This window comes from Psychromonas sp. MME2 (assembly GCF_040566515.1).
Lineage (GTDB): Bacteria > Pseudomonadota > Gammaproteobacteria > Enterobacterales > Psychromonadaceae > Psychromonas.
Window position 1 is genome coordinate 1 of record NZ_JBEWXI010000011.1, and the last position, 14,255, is coordinate 14,255.

Below are 14,255 nucleotides of genomic sequence, written 5' to 3' on the forward strand. Positions count from 1 at the left end.
AATACATAGCAATAGCGGTTCTATTATTAATAGCTTCAATATAAAACAAAAAGGTATAATTATGGGTAATGTGCTTGAACTAGTAAAAATCACACGTCGTAAAAATAAATTAAAACGTGAAATTATAGATAATGAAACAAAAGTCAGGGACAATCGTAAACGTGTCGATTTCTAAGCAACTTATTAGAATACATCACGCCTGATATGAACCCAGAAGACGTTCTTGCTATCATTAACAACATGAAGTTTGACTATGAAAATCGTGTTGATGATCACATCATTATTGGTGCGGAACTTTCAAAAGAGCGTCGTGAGCTAAATAATAAAATTATGTCATTCAAACTTACTGGCCATGTTGCTAAATAACTTTCTTATTTAAGAAAAACATTCAACATTGAGGGATAGTCTAATACCAAAGGGTATTCCTATCCCTTTTTTATAGCGCAACGGAGCTCTGGTGGATATTAATCACCCTTCATTATTAACACTGCCTAATCACTCTATTCACCTGTGGCATATTAACCCACAACAGATCAAAGACGCTAACCAAATCAATTATCTGCAGACTCTATTAAGCAGCGATGAACAAGCTAGAGTAGCGCGTTATCGAACCCCAGAGGCGCAGCATAGTGCATTAATAACGCGTGCATTTTTACGTTTAATCCTATCACAGTATGTCGCCATACAACCACAGGATTGGCAATTTACGGTATCTGCCCATGGCAAGCCAGAAATAGCCAACTCGACGTTGCCATTACGTTTCAATTTAAGTCATAACAGTGAGTTGATTATTTGTTCAATCTGTTTAAACCACGATATTGGTTGTGATATTGAAAATGTACATCGTAAGATTAATTACACGGGGATCTCAAAGCGCTATTTCACCGAACGGAACAACGGGATATAGCTTCACAGCCAAGTTTATTACAGGGGCGCCGATTTTTTGAATATTGGACGCTTAAAGAGGCATTTCTCAAAGCGACAGGATATGGAATAAGCCTTGGTCTAGATATCGTTAGCTTTACTATTAAGTCAAATCTAAAAACATTAATTAATGACGATATAAATATCGTTATTACTGACAATCATAAGATCAATTGCAATGATCACTGGTATCACTGCCTCACCTACCCAGACCAAAAACATTGTATTGCTATCTCCGTTAATACTGGCAAAGATAAGCGTGTTCTTGAAATACAACATTTTTCAGCTGAAAAGTTATGCCAATTGGTAAATTAGAGACATTGCTATTAGTTAAATGATAAGGTTGATTTAATCGATGGCAGGGGGAGCCGTCGCGATGAACTCTTTATCCGTATTAGCCAATGCCAGTAAATGTTGCAAAACCGGTAACTCAGACAAGTCTATCCGCCTGCGGTATAGCCCCCAATTTAGAAAACACGCCAACCTCAGCTCGCCATCACTCAAAGGTAATTCATGGGAAAAGGTGCGCTTATTTAAAGCCATTAAACCAGAAAGAACACGCGCATGTTGCCTTTGCAAGTAATGACTTTGCGCTAATTTTATACCATCAAGTTCTAGAAAAAAAATATTCACACAGGCATCAAGCACGGTATTGCTCATATTAAAAAGCTCAAAATCAGCTACATCAGCAAAAAACGGCTGCCCCGACTTTTCCCGCAAATATTTAATAATGGAACTTGAGTCAGTAAGCGTTACACCATTATCAATCAATAGGGGCACTTTTTTAGTTGGCGATAAATTTGCACTGGTTGCGGCATCTGTCTCAATAAATTGATGTTGTAAACCGGTTTGTAATAGGACAATGCGACAATGACGAACAAATGGAGAGGTATAACTACCATATACTTTCATAGTAATCCTTATTGATGGAAGCGTATAAAAAGAAAGGGGGGTGGATTAATAATCCCCCTGTAATAGAGGGATTATCGACTTAACTAACTCGCTTCTTTCTCTTCGCCTTCGTTTGGCTGATCTGCTAACCATAATTCATGATTAGGATCTATTTTTTCCGATAGAGTCAATTCAATGCCCATTTCTAATAACTCTTTAAGTGTTAAGTTATCAGCTAGATTCATTGCTTGACCAGCTTTATTATGAAAAATCATGCTACTCTCCTTTTACGACCACCACCTTTATAACCTTAGCTTAAAATTGCTCAAAAAGTAGCCGATATACAGAAGAGTTTTAATTAAAATTGGTAAATTCAATCGCTGCGATGAAACGCCCTGCTTCCTCTTTAACCCTTAACACATTAGCTTCTACATCTAAGGGGACAAAACGTGAATTTTGTGTATCTAAAATGACTTTAATATTATCACCAGCACGTAAAACAGGCTCCATCACTTGCAAAGACATCCCCGTACTACTTAAATCATTGCAAAGACCAGAAATTTCCATTTCTCCCTTAATTATTTTAACATTCGCTTTAACTTCCATACGCTGAAATACACGTCTTTCATCATGAGTTATTAACACATTGCCTCCAAAGATTAATCGATTTAAATTTAGTAAGTTAATGTTATTTCTATATCAAGCAAGTGATGTTGTTAATTTCTGTTAAGTTTGACTATTTAAAGCTTAATTATTATCGAATAACGCATTTAATATTTGTTCGGGTATCACCTGCAACTGCTTTTGTTTATCTAAACAGACCATTTCAATATCGGCAATAACGGCAGCTTTATTCGCGCCGGGTCGCCATAGTTCCTGTCGCCAAACTGTTTTATATTTTCCATCTAATGAGAATTGGGTTCGGATATCACAAACTTCAGCAAATTCCACTCCCTCTTGGAAGATTAAATTTGCTTTATAGACTGCGAAGCCAACACCTTGTTCTCGCCATAAAAGGTCAAGTTTACGGCAGCCAATTACATGCTCACGCGCCCTTTCAAAATATTTCAAAAAATTAGGGTGATAGACGACGCCTGAATGATCTGTATCTTCGTAATAGATCTGCACCGCATGATGGTAAATTTTAGCCATTGTCGTTTCTCGTTGTTGCTCTATTTCAATCATTCTTTGCTTTATGCACAAGTTTAGCAATGATATGGTCGCTTGCGTTCTCAATTAAATCTAACACTTCTTCAAAACCTTGATCGCCACCATAATAGGGATCTGGAATTTCAGCACATTCACTGTCACCATAACTGAGAAATAGCGATAGTTTGTGCTGTAGATGATTGGGACAAAGTGCTTTTAAATCCGCTAAGTTATGGTTATCCGCTGCAAATATAAAATCAAAATACTCAAAATCTTTAGCAGATATCGGCCGCGACACAATGCCATCAAATCGGTATCCCCTTAATGCAGCAGCGCGCCGAGCTCGCTGATCGGGAAGGTCTCCTTGATGATGATTAATTGTCCCCGCAGAATCAATAATACAATCTAGGCCACGCTGCTGTACTTTTGTTCGTAACACAGCTTCCGCTGTCGGTGAACGGCAAATATTACCAAGGCAAACAATCAATATTTTTACTTTCATTATCCAGTAACGCCTATATAATTCGACAAAATTTACCACAAATTATACACTTTACTTATCATTATACTCATTAAAATAAGAAGATAGCATGTCACTTATCAGTAAAATTCGCTGTGCCTTTACGCTTGGTCAAGGTGTTTTAATCGAAAATAAAGCCCTACAATCAACACAAGATCCAATCGCCTTTTTTAAGGAATGGCTAAAAGAAGCAGAACAGACTGGCGTGGTATTGCCTGAATCAATGTCTCTCTCTACCTGCACACCTGAAGGTCGTCCCTCTTCTCGTATTGTGCTACTTAAAGAGGTTGATCAACAGGGTTTTGTCTTTTTTACCAACTACGGCAGCCATAAAGCGAGTGAATTAGAAGCAAACCCATTTGCTGCTTTACTCTTTCATTGGAATATTTTACAGCGCCAAGTGCGTATTGAAGGACGTATTGAACGAATTAGCAGTGAAGAGTCAAATAGTTACTTCCAAACTCGTGGACGAGGTAGCCGCATTGGCGCTTGGGCATCGCATCAAAGTCAACCTTTAGCGGATAGAGAAACGTTAATAGAACGGGTTAAATATTTTGAGGATAAATTTCAAGGTCAGGAAGTGCCATTACCTGAATTTTGGGGCGGCTATCGTGTTATTCCTGAACGCATCGAGTTTTGGCAAGGTAAGGCAGACAGGTTACATGACCGTTTTGTTTATCAAGTGAATGGCAATAATTGGGATAGAACACGGTTAAACCCTTAACAACAGCTTTACATTGATTGCAGTAACTAATTGTTCTAATTGCAAAATAAATACAAGAAGTGAAACGTAGTTTCACTTCAAGCTCACATTAATGGGTAGATAAATATAACATTCGTTATCACATCCAGCCATGTTTAGAAAACATGTCAGCGAGTTTATCTAATTCATTATCCATATGTTTTTTCCAATCAATGCCATTCTCTCGGCCATTAACTTTACGCATAAACCAATCATAAAATACTTTATTTTCAAAAACACCATGTAGATAGGTAGTATAGATATTATCCATTTGCCAACCCAAACCTTCCTGTAAAAAAGGCACTACATATTCATCTGCAACTGTTTTGCCATGGTGGATCTGGTAGCCCTCGATATTACCACCTAGAAAACTGATTGAGGTCTGTAGGGTTGATTTAGAGGCCTCCAGCTGCGTGACCAAATTAATTAGTGACAGCCCTTTCTTGTCACCATCTTCGATATTCAGAGGATCTAATATTTGTTTACCCAATATTTGCAAGCCACCACAAATACCTAACATCAGCTTCCCTGTACCTTTAAATTGTGCGATACGTTTATCCAATCCCGATACTTTTAAAAATTCTAAACTGACACCACTGTTCTTACTACCCGGTAGAATCAACGCATCATAATGGCATAAATCTTCATTTTGATGAACGGGCACCAAATTAATGTCGTCTTGAAACATAAGTGGATCAAATTCATCTAAGTTCGATGCATAGGGGTAATAGATAAGCGCAATATTAATTGCTCCTCGCTGCCATTTTCTACCAAAACGAAAGCTATCCTCTTCGGGTAATTGATGTCGATAATAGGGAATGTTAGCCACCGTCGGAATACCAGTTTTATCCTCTAACCATTGCATGGCATTTCCGAGTAATAAGGGATCACCGCGAAATTTATTTAATACAAAGCCTTTAATTAATCGCTGCTCCTCTGGTGCAAGCGCCGCCCAAGTTCCCAATAGATGGGCAAATGAACCTCCCTTATCAATATCAGAGAGCAGGTACACATCGGCATTACACTCAAGGGCGACGGCCATATTGACAATATCACCTGCTCGTAAATTTATCTCCGCAGGACTTCCCGCCCCTTCAATCACCACTTGTTCATACTCTTCCTGTAGTGAGTGCAAGGCACTTTGTACTTTGGGCCATAAAAAGGCTTTACGTTGCATCCATGGACAGTGGCTTATTTCATTATTAACGATGCCATTGACTATCACTTGACTGGACGTTTCTGAACTAGGTTTTAATAAAATAGGATTCATTAATACTGACGGGGTAATTTTAGCCGCTAACGCCTGTAAGTATTGTGCGCGCCCCATTTCTAATCCATTATCGGTAATGGCTGCATTATTGCTCATATTTTGCGCTTTAAATGGAGCAACTTTTACACCTCTATTTGCAAGTAAACGACAAATTGCAGTGACGATTAACGATTTCCCTGCATCACTAGTACAACCTAAAATCATAATCGGTCTATTTTTCTTACCCATAACCTTTTCCGAAATTCAGACACAAAAAAGCACTGCCTAAACAGTGCTATGTTCATGTTAACCATTGCTTTAATGATTAAATTAAGCGCGACGTTTTGCCACTGCTGTAGAGAGTTGTTCTAACAGCGCTTCGGTATCATCCCAACCGATACAAGCATCGGTAATACTTTGACCATAATTTGCAGCAACGCCATCAATTAAGTCTTGGCGGCCTTCAACAATATGACTTTCGACCATAACGCCAGAAATAGCTTGCTCGCCTGCAGCAAGTTGTGCACACACATCAGCACAAACTTTCATTTGGTTTTCAAATTTTTTCTCAGAGTTTGCATGACTAAAATCGATCATCAAGGTTTCTGTCATCCCTGATTTCTGTAGTTCAGATTTAATTTCAGCAACATCTTTTGCACTATAGTTTGGTGCTTTACCACCACGTAAAATAATATGACAATCTGGATTACCAGCCGTTTCAACAATGGCACTATGTCCAAATTTATTTACTGATAAGAAATGATGCGACGCATTTGCAGCGCCAATAGCATCAACGGCAATTTTAATTGTGCCATCGGTACCATTTTTAAATCCAACCGGACATGAAAGACCTGACGCCAATTCACGATGCACTTGCGATTCCGTTGTACGCGCTCCGATTGCTCCCCAAGTCATTAGGTCGGCAACATATTGCGGTGTGATCATATCCAAAAATTCAGTGGCTGCGGGTAATCCCATTGCATTGATATCTAAAAGTAGTTTGCGCCCAGTGCGTAAACCTTTATTAATATTGAAAGTACCATTTAATTCAGGATCATTAATTAACCCTTTCCAACCAACCGTTGTACGTGGCTTTTCAAAATAAACACGCATAACCACTTCTAATGTATCTTTATATTTCTCACGCAAAGGTGCCAGTCTAGCTGCATAATCCAACGCAGCGTCCGTATCATGGATGAACAAGGTCCAATGATAACCAATAGACGGTCATCTTCTTGGCTTAAAATTTTATGAATGGCATTACGAGAATTAGCAACAGTTTCACAGATTTCATCGGTTGCAGGAAATTTTTCTAATAATGCGATAGGTGGTAAAAGTTCTTTGATAGCGGTGATATGTATATCATCAGTTATAGTCATTGTTGTTCCTAAAGCACTTACTTGTGCACATTAAGTTAATATATAGATGTTAGTTTTAATACCAATTGGTATAAAATGGAATTAATCAGTAATATGTTTAATCCATTAGGGTGTTATAGGGCTCAATAACCACCATTTCACCGATTTCGACATCACCTCGATGTTGCTCGAGTACGATAAAACAGTTAGATTGACTCATTGAGCTAAAAACACCCGATCCTTGGCTCCCAGTTGAACTAACAACAAGTCGTCCGTGATCATCCACAGCATATATCGCCCGTTGAAAATCGGTGCGCCCTGCTGCTTTTTTTAGTCTGTTTTGTGCTATTGCATTAAAACGAATTGCCGGCTTTGCCTGCATTCCACCAAGAGTGAGCAGTGCAGGCACGACAAGTTGATATAAAGTGACCATAGCGGAAACAGGATTACCTGGCAAGCCAAAAAAAGTACTTCTTGGTAGTTTGCCAAACGCAAAGGGTTTACCGGGTTTAATCGCCAATTTCCAAAAACCAATTTCCCCCATTTCTGCCAAAATGTCTTTAATAAAATCAGCTTCCCCGACGGAAACACCACCACTTGTAATGACTACATCGGCTTGCGCATCTGCCTGTGAAAATGCGTTGTTCAATAAATTTCTGTCGTCTTTAATGATGCCAAAATCAATGACATCAACATTCATTCGCGACAATAAAGCGATAATGCTATAACGATTACTATCGTATATTTGACCACTTAAAAGGGGTTCACCAAGACTCTTAAGTTCATCACCGGAGGAAATAACCGCCACTTTTAATCTGCGAAAAACATTCACATTGGCAATTCCCAGAGAAGCGATCAAAGGGATGTCTCGTGGTGTTAATTTATGCCCTTTATGCAAAACCAATTGATTTAATTTAAGGTCTTCCCCTGCCAAACGTACATTGTCTGATAATTTGGGTAACTGCATAAAAGTGATCAAGTCATCATTTGCCTGCACTCTTTCCTGCATGACAACACAATCGGCACCATCAGGCATAACAGCCCCAGTCATAATGCGAATACAGCATCCTGTATTTAATTGCCGACATAGGGAGCACCAGCGAAAGATTTACCAACCTGTTTTAAGGTGACGGGACTATCAACCGAACAAGCCAATAAATTATCACGCTTTATTGCATAACCATCCATTGCTGAATTATTAAAAGGAGGCACATTCAAAGGCGAGTGAATATCCTCAGCCAACGCGTAACCTAATGCCTCTGATAATGGTAATTCAACCACGTCACAGACATTCGCTATTGACGATTGCATTTGTGCTAATGCTTGCTCAAGGGGCATTAACCCATCAACGTCACAACATCCCATATTTCTTCACCTTAAATAATTAAGTAATAATTGTGACTTTTTATTCGCTACTGTGCAATTACTGATGGTAAAAAAAGGCCAAAAACAGTTCATTAACAGCATATTTAATCACAAATGTACAAATAACAGACAAAACATCTTTAACGAAATATCTAATCGATTAAAATTAATTATTGAGAAACCGACTTAATCCCTTTTAAATGTTCAAAACAGCTAGCTATAGCCGTTTCAATAAAATCTTCAATATAGGCTAAGTGCTTTTGCTTTCGCGCACGGCGGCATAGAGTGTATTCCATAATCCCTCTTTACCTAAGCGTTTAGCAACGACATAATCTTTTTGTAAATACTCAAAAAGCGCCCAGTTTGGTAACCCGGCCACGCCATGCCCACTCGCAACTAACTGCAACATCATCAATGTCATTTCGGCATGGCGAATTTTATCTGGTGAAACGCCCTCTGGAATTAAAAATTGGTTAAAAATATCTAACCTTTCTTTTTCAACGGGATAGGTGATCAATGTTTCGCACTCTAAATCCTTCGCCTCAATATAACTTTTATTTGCCAACTTATGATGTCGACTAACCGCTAGCATCGGCTGATAACTAAATAGTGGGATATAAGTTATACCTTCGAGTGGTTGAGGATCAGAAGTAACGACTAAATCAAGGGTGCCTCGCTTTAATGCTGGCAAAGGCAAAAAACTAAAGGCACTGGAAAAATCTAATTCTACTTCAGGCCAGCTATCTCTGAACTTATCAATGGCAGGCATTAACCATTGAAAACATGAGTGACACTCTATTGCCATATGCAGTTCTCCTGCGTCGCCAGAGACAAAACGCGAAAGGTCTCGTTCAGCACTGCGAATCAGGGGCAATACTTGTTCACCAAGTTCAAGTAAACGCATGCCTGCAATAGTAAAACGAATCGGCCTAGATTTACGAATAAACAGCGCACAATTAAGTCGCCCCTCTAACTCTTTTAATTGATGAGATAATGCCGATTGGGTTAAATGCAACTGCAGCGCAGCTTCCACTAAACTACCCGTTGCTTTTAATGTTAACAAGGTTTTTAAGTGTTTGATTTCTATCATGGCGAAACATAATTCTATGTAATATTCAATAATTTCAACGATACGTGAAATAAATTTATAATTAAAGACTATTTATGCACATATTTTTTTAATTTACTTCACTCTATGCCTAATATCAGGTAGTTTTAGCTTTCTTAATGAGTTGCCGTATTTACGTGCTATTGCCCCCTACTGTTTTTAAGAGGTTTTTATGTATTCCATCGAAAAGTCCCATAAATTAGACAATGTTTGCTATGACATTCGTGGGCCTGTGCTTAAACAAGCCCATAAGCTGGAGGACGAAGGGCAACGTATCATGAAGCTCAATATTGGTAATCCAGCGCCATTTGGCTTTGAAGCACCGGAAGAAGTGCTCATGGATGTGATCAAAAACCTCCCGTTGAGTCAAGGTTACTGTGATAGCAAAGGGCTATTTTCTGCTCGTAAATCCGTTATGCAACACTATCAAGCAAAGGGACTACTATCCCTTGATATTGAAGATATTTACATAGGCAACGGAGTCAGTGAGTTAATTGTGATGGCAATGCAGGGCTTGCTAAATAATGGCGATGAATTGCTTATCCCAGCTCCCGACTACCCACTTTGGACCGCAGCAGCCAATCTTTCTGGAGGCAAACCTGTCCATTACCTTTGTGATGAACAATCGGATTGGTTTCCAGATATTAACGATATTAAATCTAAAATCACGTCGAAGACTAAAGGGATTGTTATTATCAATCCTAATAATCCAACGGGTGCCGTATACAGTAAAGAGTTATTAGAGCAGATTATTGAATTAGCGCGCCAACATAAGTTGATCATATTTTCCGATGAAATCTACTCTAAAATTACTTATGACGATGCGGTGCATGTTCCCATGGCAACGCTCGCCGATGATGTCTTAATCGTCACCTTCGATGGTTTGTCAAAGGCGTACCGAGTTTGTGGTTTCCGTGTCGGCTGGATGATGTTAAGCGGGGCAAAAAAGCAAGCTCGTGACTATATTAGTGGGTTAGAAATCCTTGCCAGCATGAGACTTTGTGCCAATGTACCGATGCAACACGCTATTCAAACCTCACTCGGTGGCTACCAAAGTATCAATGAACTGACCGTTCCCGGCGGGCGTTTATACGATCAAACGCAAACCGCTTGGAAACTGATTAATGATATTCCCGGTGTGACCTGCAACAAACCTAAAGGGGGACTCTATATTTTCCCTAAATTAGATAAGCAAAAGTTCAATATCAAAGATGATCAACGCTTTGCGATGGACTTGTTAATGGAAGAAAAAATACTCATTGTACAGGGAACTGGTTTTAACTGGCATAAACCCGATCACTTCCGCATTGTTTGCCTACCGCGCGTTGATGAACTCACTAAGGCAATCGGTAAAATAAGTAAATTTTTACAACATTATCGTCAATAATAATAAAATGGCCGTTGCGATGTATGCAGCGGCTTACTCTGTAGGAAATAATGACACCTAAAAATCATACAAATAATGGTATCAAAGTAGCCAAAGATATCGAAGGGGTTCGTCGTAGCGCCCTTTGGCACTTGAGTCGACGCGACCATAGCGAAATGGAGCTACGACAAAAACTGGCACGAAAAAGTGATAATCAACAATGGGTTGATGACGTCATTAGTGAATGTTTTCACTATGGTTATTTAGATGATAATCGTTTTGTTAATAACTTTATTCGCGCCTGCCAACAGAAAGGTTTTGCAAAAAATCGCATCATACAAGCGCTGCAACGAAAAGGGATAGAGAGTGACTTAATAGCTTCTACTCTCCTTGACAACCAGTTCGAATACATCACCAGTGCAATCCATTCACTTAACATCAAGTTCCCTCACCATATTGCTAGCCCACATCTCAAACAAAAAGCGATGGCATTTTTACAAACTAAGGGACATAGTTTTGATGATATTCAACGGGCGATTGAACAACATAATGGCGCCTATCCGATGGATGAAGTACTGACCATCAGTGATGCCCTATTGTTACTCAACAATAAGTTTAAAAACAGCGCGATTGTTGAAGCGAAAAGTAAAAATAAAGCGCTACGTTTCCTCGTTTCACGTGGCTTCTCATTTACGGATGCACTAGCTGCAATAAAACAATATAGTCATGAACGCGATCAATAATGACCAACCCTAGGATAGAAGATGACCAAAGCGAAAACCAAAATAGCCTATCTGTGCAGTGAATGTGGCGCTGATTTTAAAAAATGGCAAGGTCAATGTAGTGAATGTAAATCTTGGAATACCATCACCGAATTTAGACAACCCACGGCAACAACGGGCGCTTTAAATTCAGCTATCAATCGTAACAAAACGGCGGGTTATGCTGGTGTATTAAGCAGTGGCGTACAACGTATCTCGACTGTACAAATAGAAAATGCGGCACGCGTTAGCACCGGATTATCAGAATTAGATCGTGTCTTGGGCGGCGGAATAACGCTTGGCTCCGTGGTCTTAATTAGTGGCGATCCCGGCTCAGGTAAAACAACATTACTTACCAAAGTTGCCGCGGTTATGTCACAGAGCATGCCAACATTATACGTCACAGCAGAAGAGAGCCTCAGTCAGTGGGCAAAACGCGGGGTTGAACGATTAAAATTGGACTTCAATAGTGACAATTTTTTATTGTCCGATACTGATTGCGTAGAAGATATTGTCGACCAATGTATTGAAAATAATATTAAATTTTTAATCGCTGATTCCATACAAGCCTTTGAATTTAATCAAGCAGAAGGTTCGGCAGGTGGCGTTACACAGGTAAAAAATTGCGCGAAAATTCTTAACCTGGTGATGTAAACAACACGGTATCACCCTGATTTTAGTTGGTCAGGTAAATAAAAATTCACAAATGGCGGGGCCACAAACCCTAAAACATATTATTGATACGGCAATCCATATTGAAGTGAATGATGCCTCGGTGCGCATATTACGCGCCGATAAAAATCGCTTTGGAGATACAGAACAAGTGGGTATTTTTCAAATGACTGAAAAAGGGATGTACTCCGTTGATAACCCCAGCCGACTTTTTCTATCGGGTAGCGATGAACACTTTGAAGGGTCGGCAATTTCAGTGATTAAAGATGGCGCACGTAATTTATTAATTGAGATTCAAGCCTTAGCAACGGAAGTTGAAGGCGAAAAATCGATTCGTAACTGTATCGGCATCTCCTACAGTCGTCTCTCATTAATCACAGCTGTACTCAGAAAACATGGCGGCATACCGACCTACTACGATATTAATATCAGTCTGGTCGGAGGCTTAAAAATGTCAGATACAGAAACCTCTACGGATATGGCGGTTACCGCAGCCCTATTAAGTTCAATTAATTCTAGACCATTACCGGAGGATTCCGTTTTTATTGGCGAATTAGCATTAACGGGAGAATTAAGACAAATACCACAAATTGTCCCTCGGGTTCGTGAAGCTCTCACTCATGGTAAAAAGCAGATTTATATTCCTGCCGTAGCTTATCACAAATCCATGGAGCAATTTGTTAAAGCAGGTCAATCTATACACCCGCTTAAAAATGTCAGAGCGTTAATAGAGGCGTTGTCTTAAGCAAGCAGCCAATATTGTCTTAATCGTTCAGCCATTAAGACTCTATTTGTTTGCGGAAGAGGCGTAGCATTTCATGGCGCGTTTTTTGATGGTCGAGATAATAGATATCTTTGGGGAATAAAAGCTCAATAACCCCCGTATCAAAAATACGTTTAACCTCATACTCATCGTGCGCAACGTCCTGCTGATACATATAATTTAACCAGGTTTGATTGGTGTGAATAATAAATTCCACTCGCATCCCCCCTAAACGGGCAAAGAATTTCATCATTGAGGTTTTTTCACTGGAGCCTTCTGCCCTGCCTCGATATTGGGTATGTTCGACTAATGTGTCGGAAATATCTTCGAGCACCATTAATGAATTCGCCTTCGAAGCACTGTGCGTTAAGTGTTGCTGAAATGCTTTGACATCGGCAACTGAATCTAAAACGGCCATCAAGCCTAATTCATCATCAACGGCAACGGCAGGATTTTTCTCGTTTTTACGGAGTAATTTTAATACCTTTGCCTCTGGTGGTTTTTTCCTAATAGAGACATAAATTGGTATGTTTTTTTTACCCACCGTAAAACTACGACGCTTTATTAAGGTCAGTTTTTTGCCTTTTTCTTTCTCTTTCAAATTAGCTTGTGAAGGTTGTAATACTTCTACACCAGTACAATAATAATCGTCATCCCGATGCGTCGAATGCAGGTATACGGAGTCAAGTTGGCCAATTTTTAAATCAGAGTTCCATACATATCCATTTAAAAAAGTTAAAAAGCTAGAAAACTTCGTCTCAATTTTGGTTTCACGCTCACGTTGGTCGATACTCCCGGCTAAGGTCATTAATATCAGTTTTCGACGCGCTTCAAAACGTGCTTTTTTGTGGTAATGGTCGTTAAACATAATTAATAGCAGCTCAACGGGATTATTAGCGACTTCAATTTCATTGGTCATTTCAATATGTGATGCATAGGTAGAGAGTACCTTACCCGTTATAGCACGAATTACTGCATCGGCCGTTCGCGCATATTCATCAACACGGCTTTTAATCTCATTTAAGGTGCCATCAATACCAAACATATTACCAAGTAATTTAAGTGCTCGATCACTGCGCGCTTGGTGAAGAGCTGTATTGGCTAATAATATTTGAATTTGTGTTAAAGATGAGACCTCCAAAAACTCAAATATTTGACTGCGTAAAGCGCGATATTTAGTGACATTATTAGGATCTTGTTGCAATCGTTTTACCCATAAACGGGTTTCAGGAGAAAAACAGCCTACATTGAAGGCGCTTTTAGAAACGGCAAGTGGTCCATCTTGTAGCAGAGAAGTAAAAACACTATTTTGCGAAAGCACTGTCATAGCGGATCCTAATTATCATTGAAGCTATAAAATCAAATATACACGAATTTAACACTGCGC

At 39.3% G+C, this 14,255-nt stretch carries 15 protein-coding genes and 3 pseudogenes; 8 read left to right on the plus strand and 10 right to left on the minus strand.

Translation table 11 applies throughout. The features are described from left to right. Positions 1-61 precede the first annotated feature (61 nt). The 3 genes and pseudogenes from AB1A03_RS09480 (at position 62) to AB1A03_RS09490 (ending at position 1,239) form a co-directional block, all read left to right on the plus strand. Positions 62-366 (plus strand): annotated as a pseudogene (locus AB1A03_RS09480) (DUF496 family protein). 91 nt (positions 367-457) lie between these two features. Beyond that, positions 458-907 (plus strand): 4'-phosphopantetheinyl transferase family protein, encoded by a 450-nt coding sequence (locus tag AB1A03_RS09485; RefSeq protein WP_354624435.1) that lies wholly within the window; start codon positions 458-460, stop codon positions 905-907. Next, positions 904-1,239 carry a 4'-phosphopantetheinyl transferase family protein gene (locus AB1A03_RS09490; RefSeq protein ID WP_354624562.1) on the plus strand — a complete coding sequence of 112 codons (336 nt, stop codon included), beginning with the start codon at positions 904-906 and terminating at the stop codon, positions 1,237-1,239. Before AB1A03_RS09485 ends, AB1A03_RS09490 begins: the two co-directional genes overlap by 4 nt. Before the next feature lie 33 nt (positions 1,240-1,272). On the opposite strand, the gene AB1A03_RS09495 is transcribed toward AB1A03_RS09490, so the two are convergent. From AB1A03_RS09495 to AB1A03_RS09515, 5 genes are all read right to left on the minus strand, one after another. After that, on the minus strand, positions 1,273-1,836 hold the full coding sequence (locus AB1A03_RS09495) for a glutathione S-transferase family protein (protein ID WP_354624436.1): 564 nt from the start codon (positions 1,834-1,836) through the stop codon (positions 1,273-1,275). An 83-nt stretch (positions 1,837-1,919) separates the two neighbouring features. Continuing rightward, on the minus strand, positions 1,920-2,090 hold the full coding sequence (locus AB1A03_RS09500; protein ID WP_354624437.1) for a hypothetical protein: 171 nt from the start codon (positions 2,088-2,090) through the stop codon (positions 1,920-1,922). Positions 2,091-2,169: 79 nt separating this feature from the next. After that, positions 2,170-2,460, minus strand: a complete 291-nt coding sequence (locus AB1A03_RS09505; RefSeq protein WP_354624438.1) for a PilZ domain-containing protein — start codon at positions 2,458-2,460, stop codon at positions 2,170-2,172. Between the two features lie 102 nt (positions 2,461-2,562). After that, entirely contained in the window at positions 2,563-2,967 is a 405-nt protein-coding gene (locus AB1A03_RS09510) for a thioesterase family protein (RefSeq protein WP_354624563.1), read from the minus strand. Positions 2,968-2,992: 25 nt separating this feature from the next. Beyond that, the gene (locus AB1A03_RS09515) at positions 2,993-3,466 is read right to left on the minus strand and encodes a low molecular weight protein-tyrosine-phosphatase (protein WP_354624439.1); all 474 of its coding nucleotides are present in this window, start codon (positions 3,464-3,466) and stop codon (positions 2,993-2,995) included. 88 nt (positions 3,467-3,554) lie between these two features. Here AB1A03_RS09515 and pdxH point away from each other — a divergent pair, with 88 nt between their 5' ends. Further along, positions 3,555-4,208: a pyridoxamine 5'-phosphate oxidase gene (gene pdxH / locus AB1A03_RS09520; protein WP_354624440.1), complete on the plus strand. Its 654-nt coding sequence runs from the start codon at positions 3,555-3,557 to the stop codon at positions 4,206-4,208. 118 nt (positions 4,209-4,326) lie between these two features. On the opposite strand, the gene AB1A03_RS09525 is transcribed toward pdxH, so the two are convergent. From AB1A03_RS09525 to AB1A03_RS09540, 4 genes and pseudogenes are all read right to left on the minus strand, one after another. Continuing rightward, a complete protein-coding gene (locus AB1A03_RS09525) occupies positions 4,327-5,724 on the minus strand; it encodes a cobyric acid synthase (RefSeq protein WP_354624441.1) in 1,398 nt (465 codons plus the stop codon). Between the two features lie 81 nt (positions 5,725-5,805). After that, positions 5,806-6,854, minus strand: a pseudogene (aroG, locus tag AB1A03_RS09530) (3-deoxy-7-phosphoheptulonate synthase AroG). Between the two features lie 97 nt (positions 6,855-6,951). Then, a pseudogene (gene moeA, locus AB1A03_RS09535) lies at positions 6,952-8,198 on the minus strand (molybdopterin molybdotransferase MoeA). A 250-nt stretch (positions 8,199-8,448) separates the two neighbouring features. Continuing rightward, on the minus strand, positions 8,449-9,288 hold the full coding sequence (locus tag AB1A03_RS09540; protein WP_502945939.1) for a LysR family transcriptional regulator: 840 nt from the start codon (positions 9,286-9,288) through the stop codon (positions 8,449-8,451). A 190-nt stretch (positions 9,289-9,478) separates the two neighbouring features. On the opposite strand from AB1A03_RS09540, the gene AB1A03_RS09545 reads away from it, so the two are divergent. Genes AB1A03_RS09545 through AB1A03_RS17360 form a run of 4 tightly spaced genes read left to right on the plus strand, consistent with a single transcriptional unit; the run spans position 9,479 to position 12,850 of the window. Further along, positions 9,479-10,693 carry a pyridoxal phosphate-dependent aminotransferase gene (locus tag AB1A03_RS09545; protein WP_354624442.1) on the plus strand — a complete coding sequence of 405 codons (1,215 nt, stop codon included), beginning with the start codon at positions 9,479-9,481 and terminating at the stop codon, positions 10,691-10,693. Between the two features lie 50 nt (positions 10,694-10,743). Beyond that, complete coding sequence (locus AB1A03_RS09550; protein ID WP_354624443.1) at positions 10,744-11,415, plus strand: regulatory protein RecX; 672 nt, start codon at positions 10,744-10,746, stop codon at positions 11,413-11,415. Between the two features lie 21 nt (positions 11,416-11,436). Beyond that, positions 11,437-12,087, plus strand: coding sequence for a DUF7125 family protein (locus tag AB1A03_RS17355; protein WP_502945940.1), 651 nt, complete (start codon positions 11,437-11,439; stop codon positions 12,085-12,087). Positions 12,088-12,139: 52 nt separating this feature from the next. Next, the gene (locus tag AB1A03_RS17360; protein ID WP_502945941.1) at positions 12,140-12,850 is read left to right on the plus strand and encodes a magnesium chelatase domain-containing protein; all 711 of its coding nucleotides are present in this window, start codon (positions 12,140-12,142) and stop codon (positions 12,848-12,850) included. Positions 12,851-12,884: 34 nt separating this feature from the next. Here AB1A03_RS17360 and AB1A03_RS09560 read toward each other — a convergent pair whose 3' ends face one another. Further along, positions 12,885-14,195: a hypothetical protein gene (locus AB1A03_RS09560; protein ID WP_354624444.1), complete on the minus strand. Its 1,311-nt coding sequence runs from the start codon at positions 14,193-14,195 to the stop codon at positions 12,885-12,887. Positions 14,196-14,255: the final 60 nt, after the last annotated feature.

Bases quoted from the DNA above. Each gene is read 5' to 3' on its own strand.
- AB1A03_RS09495 (WP_354624436.1), bottom strand. From the start codon at position 1,836: ATGAAAGTATATGGTAGTTATACCTCTCCATTTGTTCGTCATTGTCGC.
- AB1A03_RS09500 (WP_354624437.1), bottom strand. From the start codon at position 2,090: ATGATTTTTCATAATAAAGCTGGTCAAGCAATGAATCTAGCTGATAAC.
- AB1A03_RS09510 (WP_354624563.1), bottom strand. From the start codon at position 2,967: ATGGCTAAAATTTACCATCATGCGGTGCAGATCTATTACGAAGATACA.
- AB1A03_RS09515 (WP_354624439.1), bottom strand. From the start codon at position 3,466: ATGAAAGTAAAAATATTGATTGTTTGCCTTGGTAATATTTGCCGTTCA.
- pdxH (WP_354624440.1), top strand. From the start codon at position 3,555: ATGTCACTTATCAGTAAAATTCGCTGTGCCTTTACGCTTGGTCAAGGT.
- AB1A03_RS09525 (WP_354624441.1), bottom strand. From the start codon at position 5,724: ATGGGTAAGAAAAATAGACCGATTATGATTTTAGGTTGTACTAGTGAT.
- AB1A03_RS09540 (WP_502945939.1), bottom strand. From the start codon at position 9,288: ATGATAGAAATCAAACACTTAAAAACCTTGTTAACATTAAAAGCAACG.
- AB1A03_RS09545 (WP_354624442.1), top strand. From the start codon at position 9,479: ATGTATTCCATCGAAAAGTCCCATAAATTAGACAATGTTTGCTATGAC.
- AB1A03_RS09550 (WP_354624443.1), top strand. From the start codon at position 10,744: ATGACACCTAAAAATCATACAAATAATGGTATCAAAGTAGCCAAAGAT.
- AB1A03_RS17355 (WP_502945940.1), top strand. From the start codon at position 11,437: ATGACCAAAGCGAAAACCAAAATAGCCTATCTGTGCAGTGAATGTGGC.
- AB1A03_RS17360 (WP_502945941.1), top strand. From the start codon at position 12,140: ATGGCGGGGCCACAAACCCTAAAACATATTATTGATACGGCAATCCAT.
- AB1A03_RS09560 (WP_354624444.1), bottom strand. From the start codon at position 14,195: ATGACAGTGCTTTCGCAAAATAGTGTTTTTACTTCTCTGCTACAAGAT.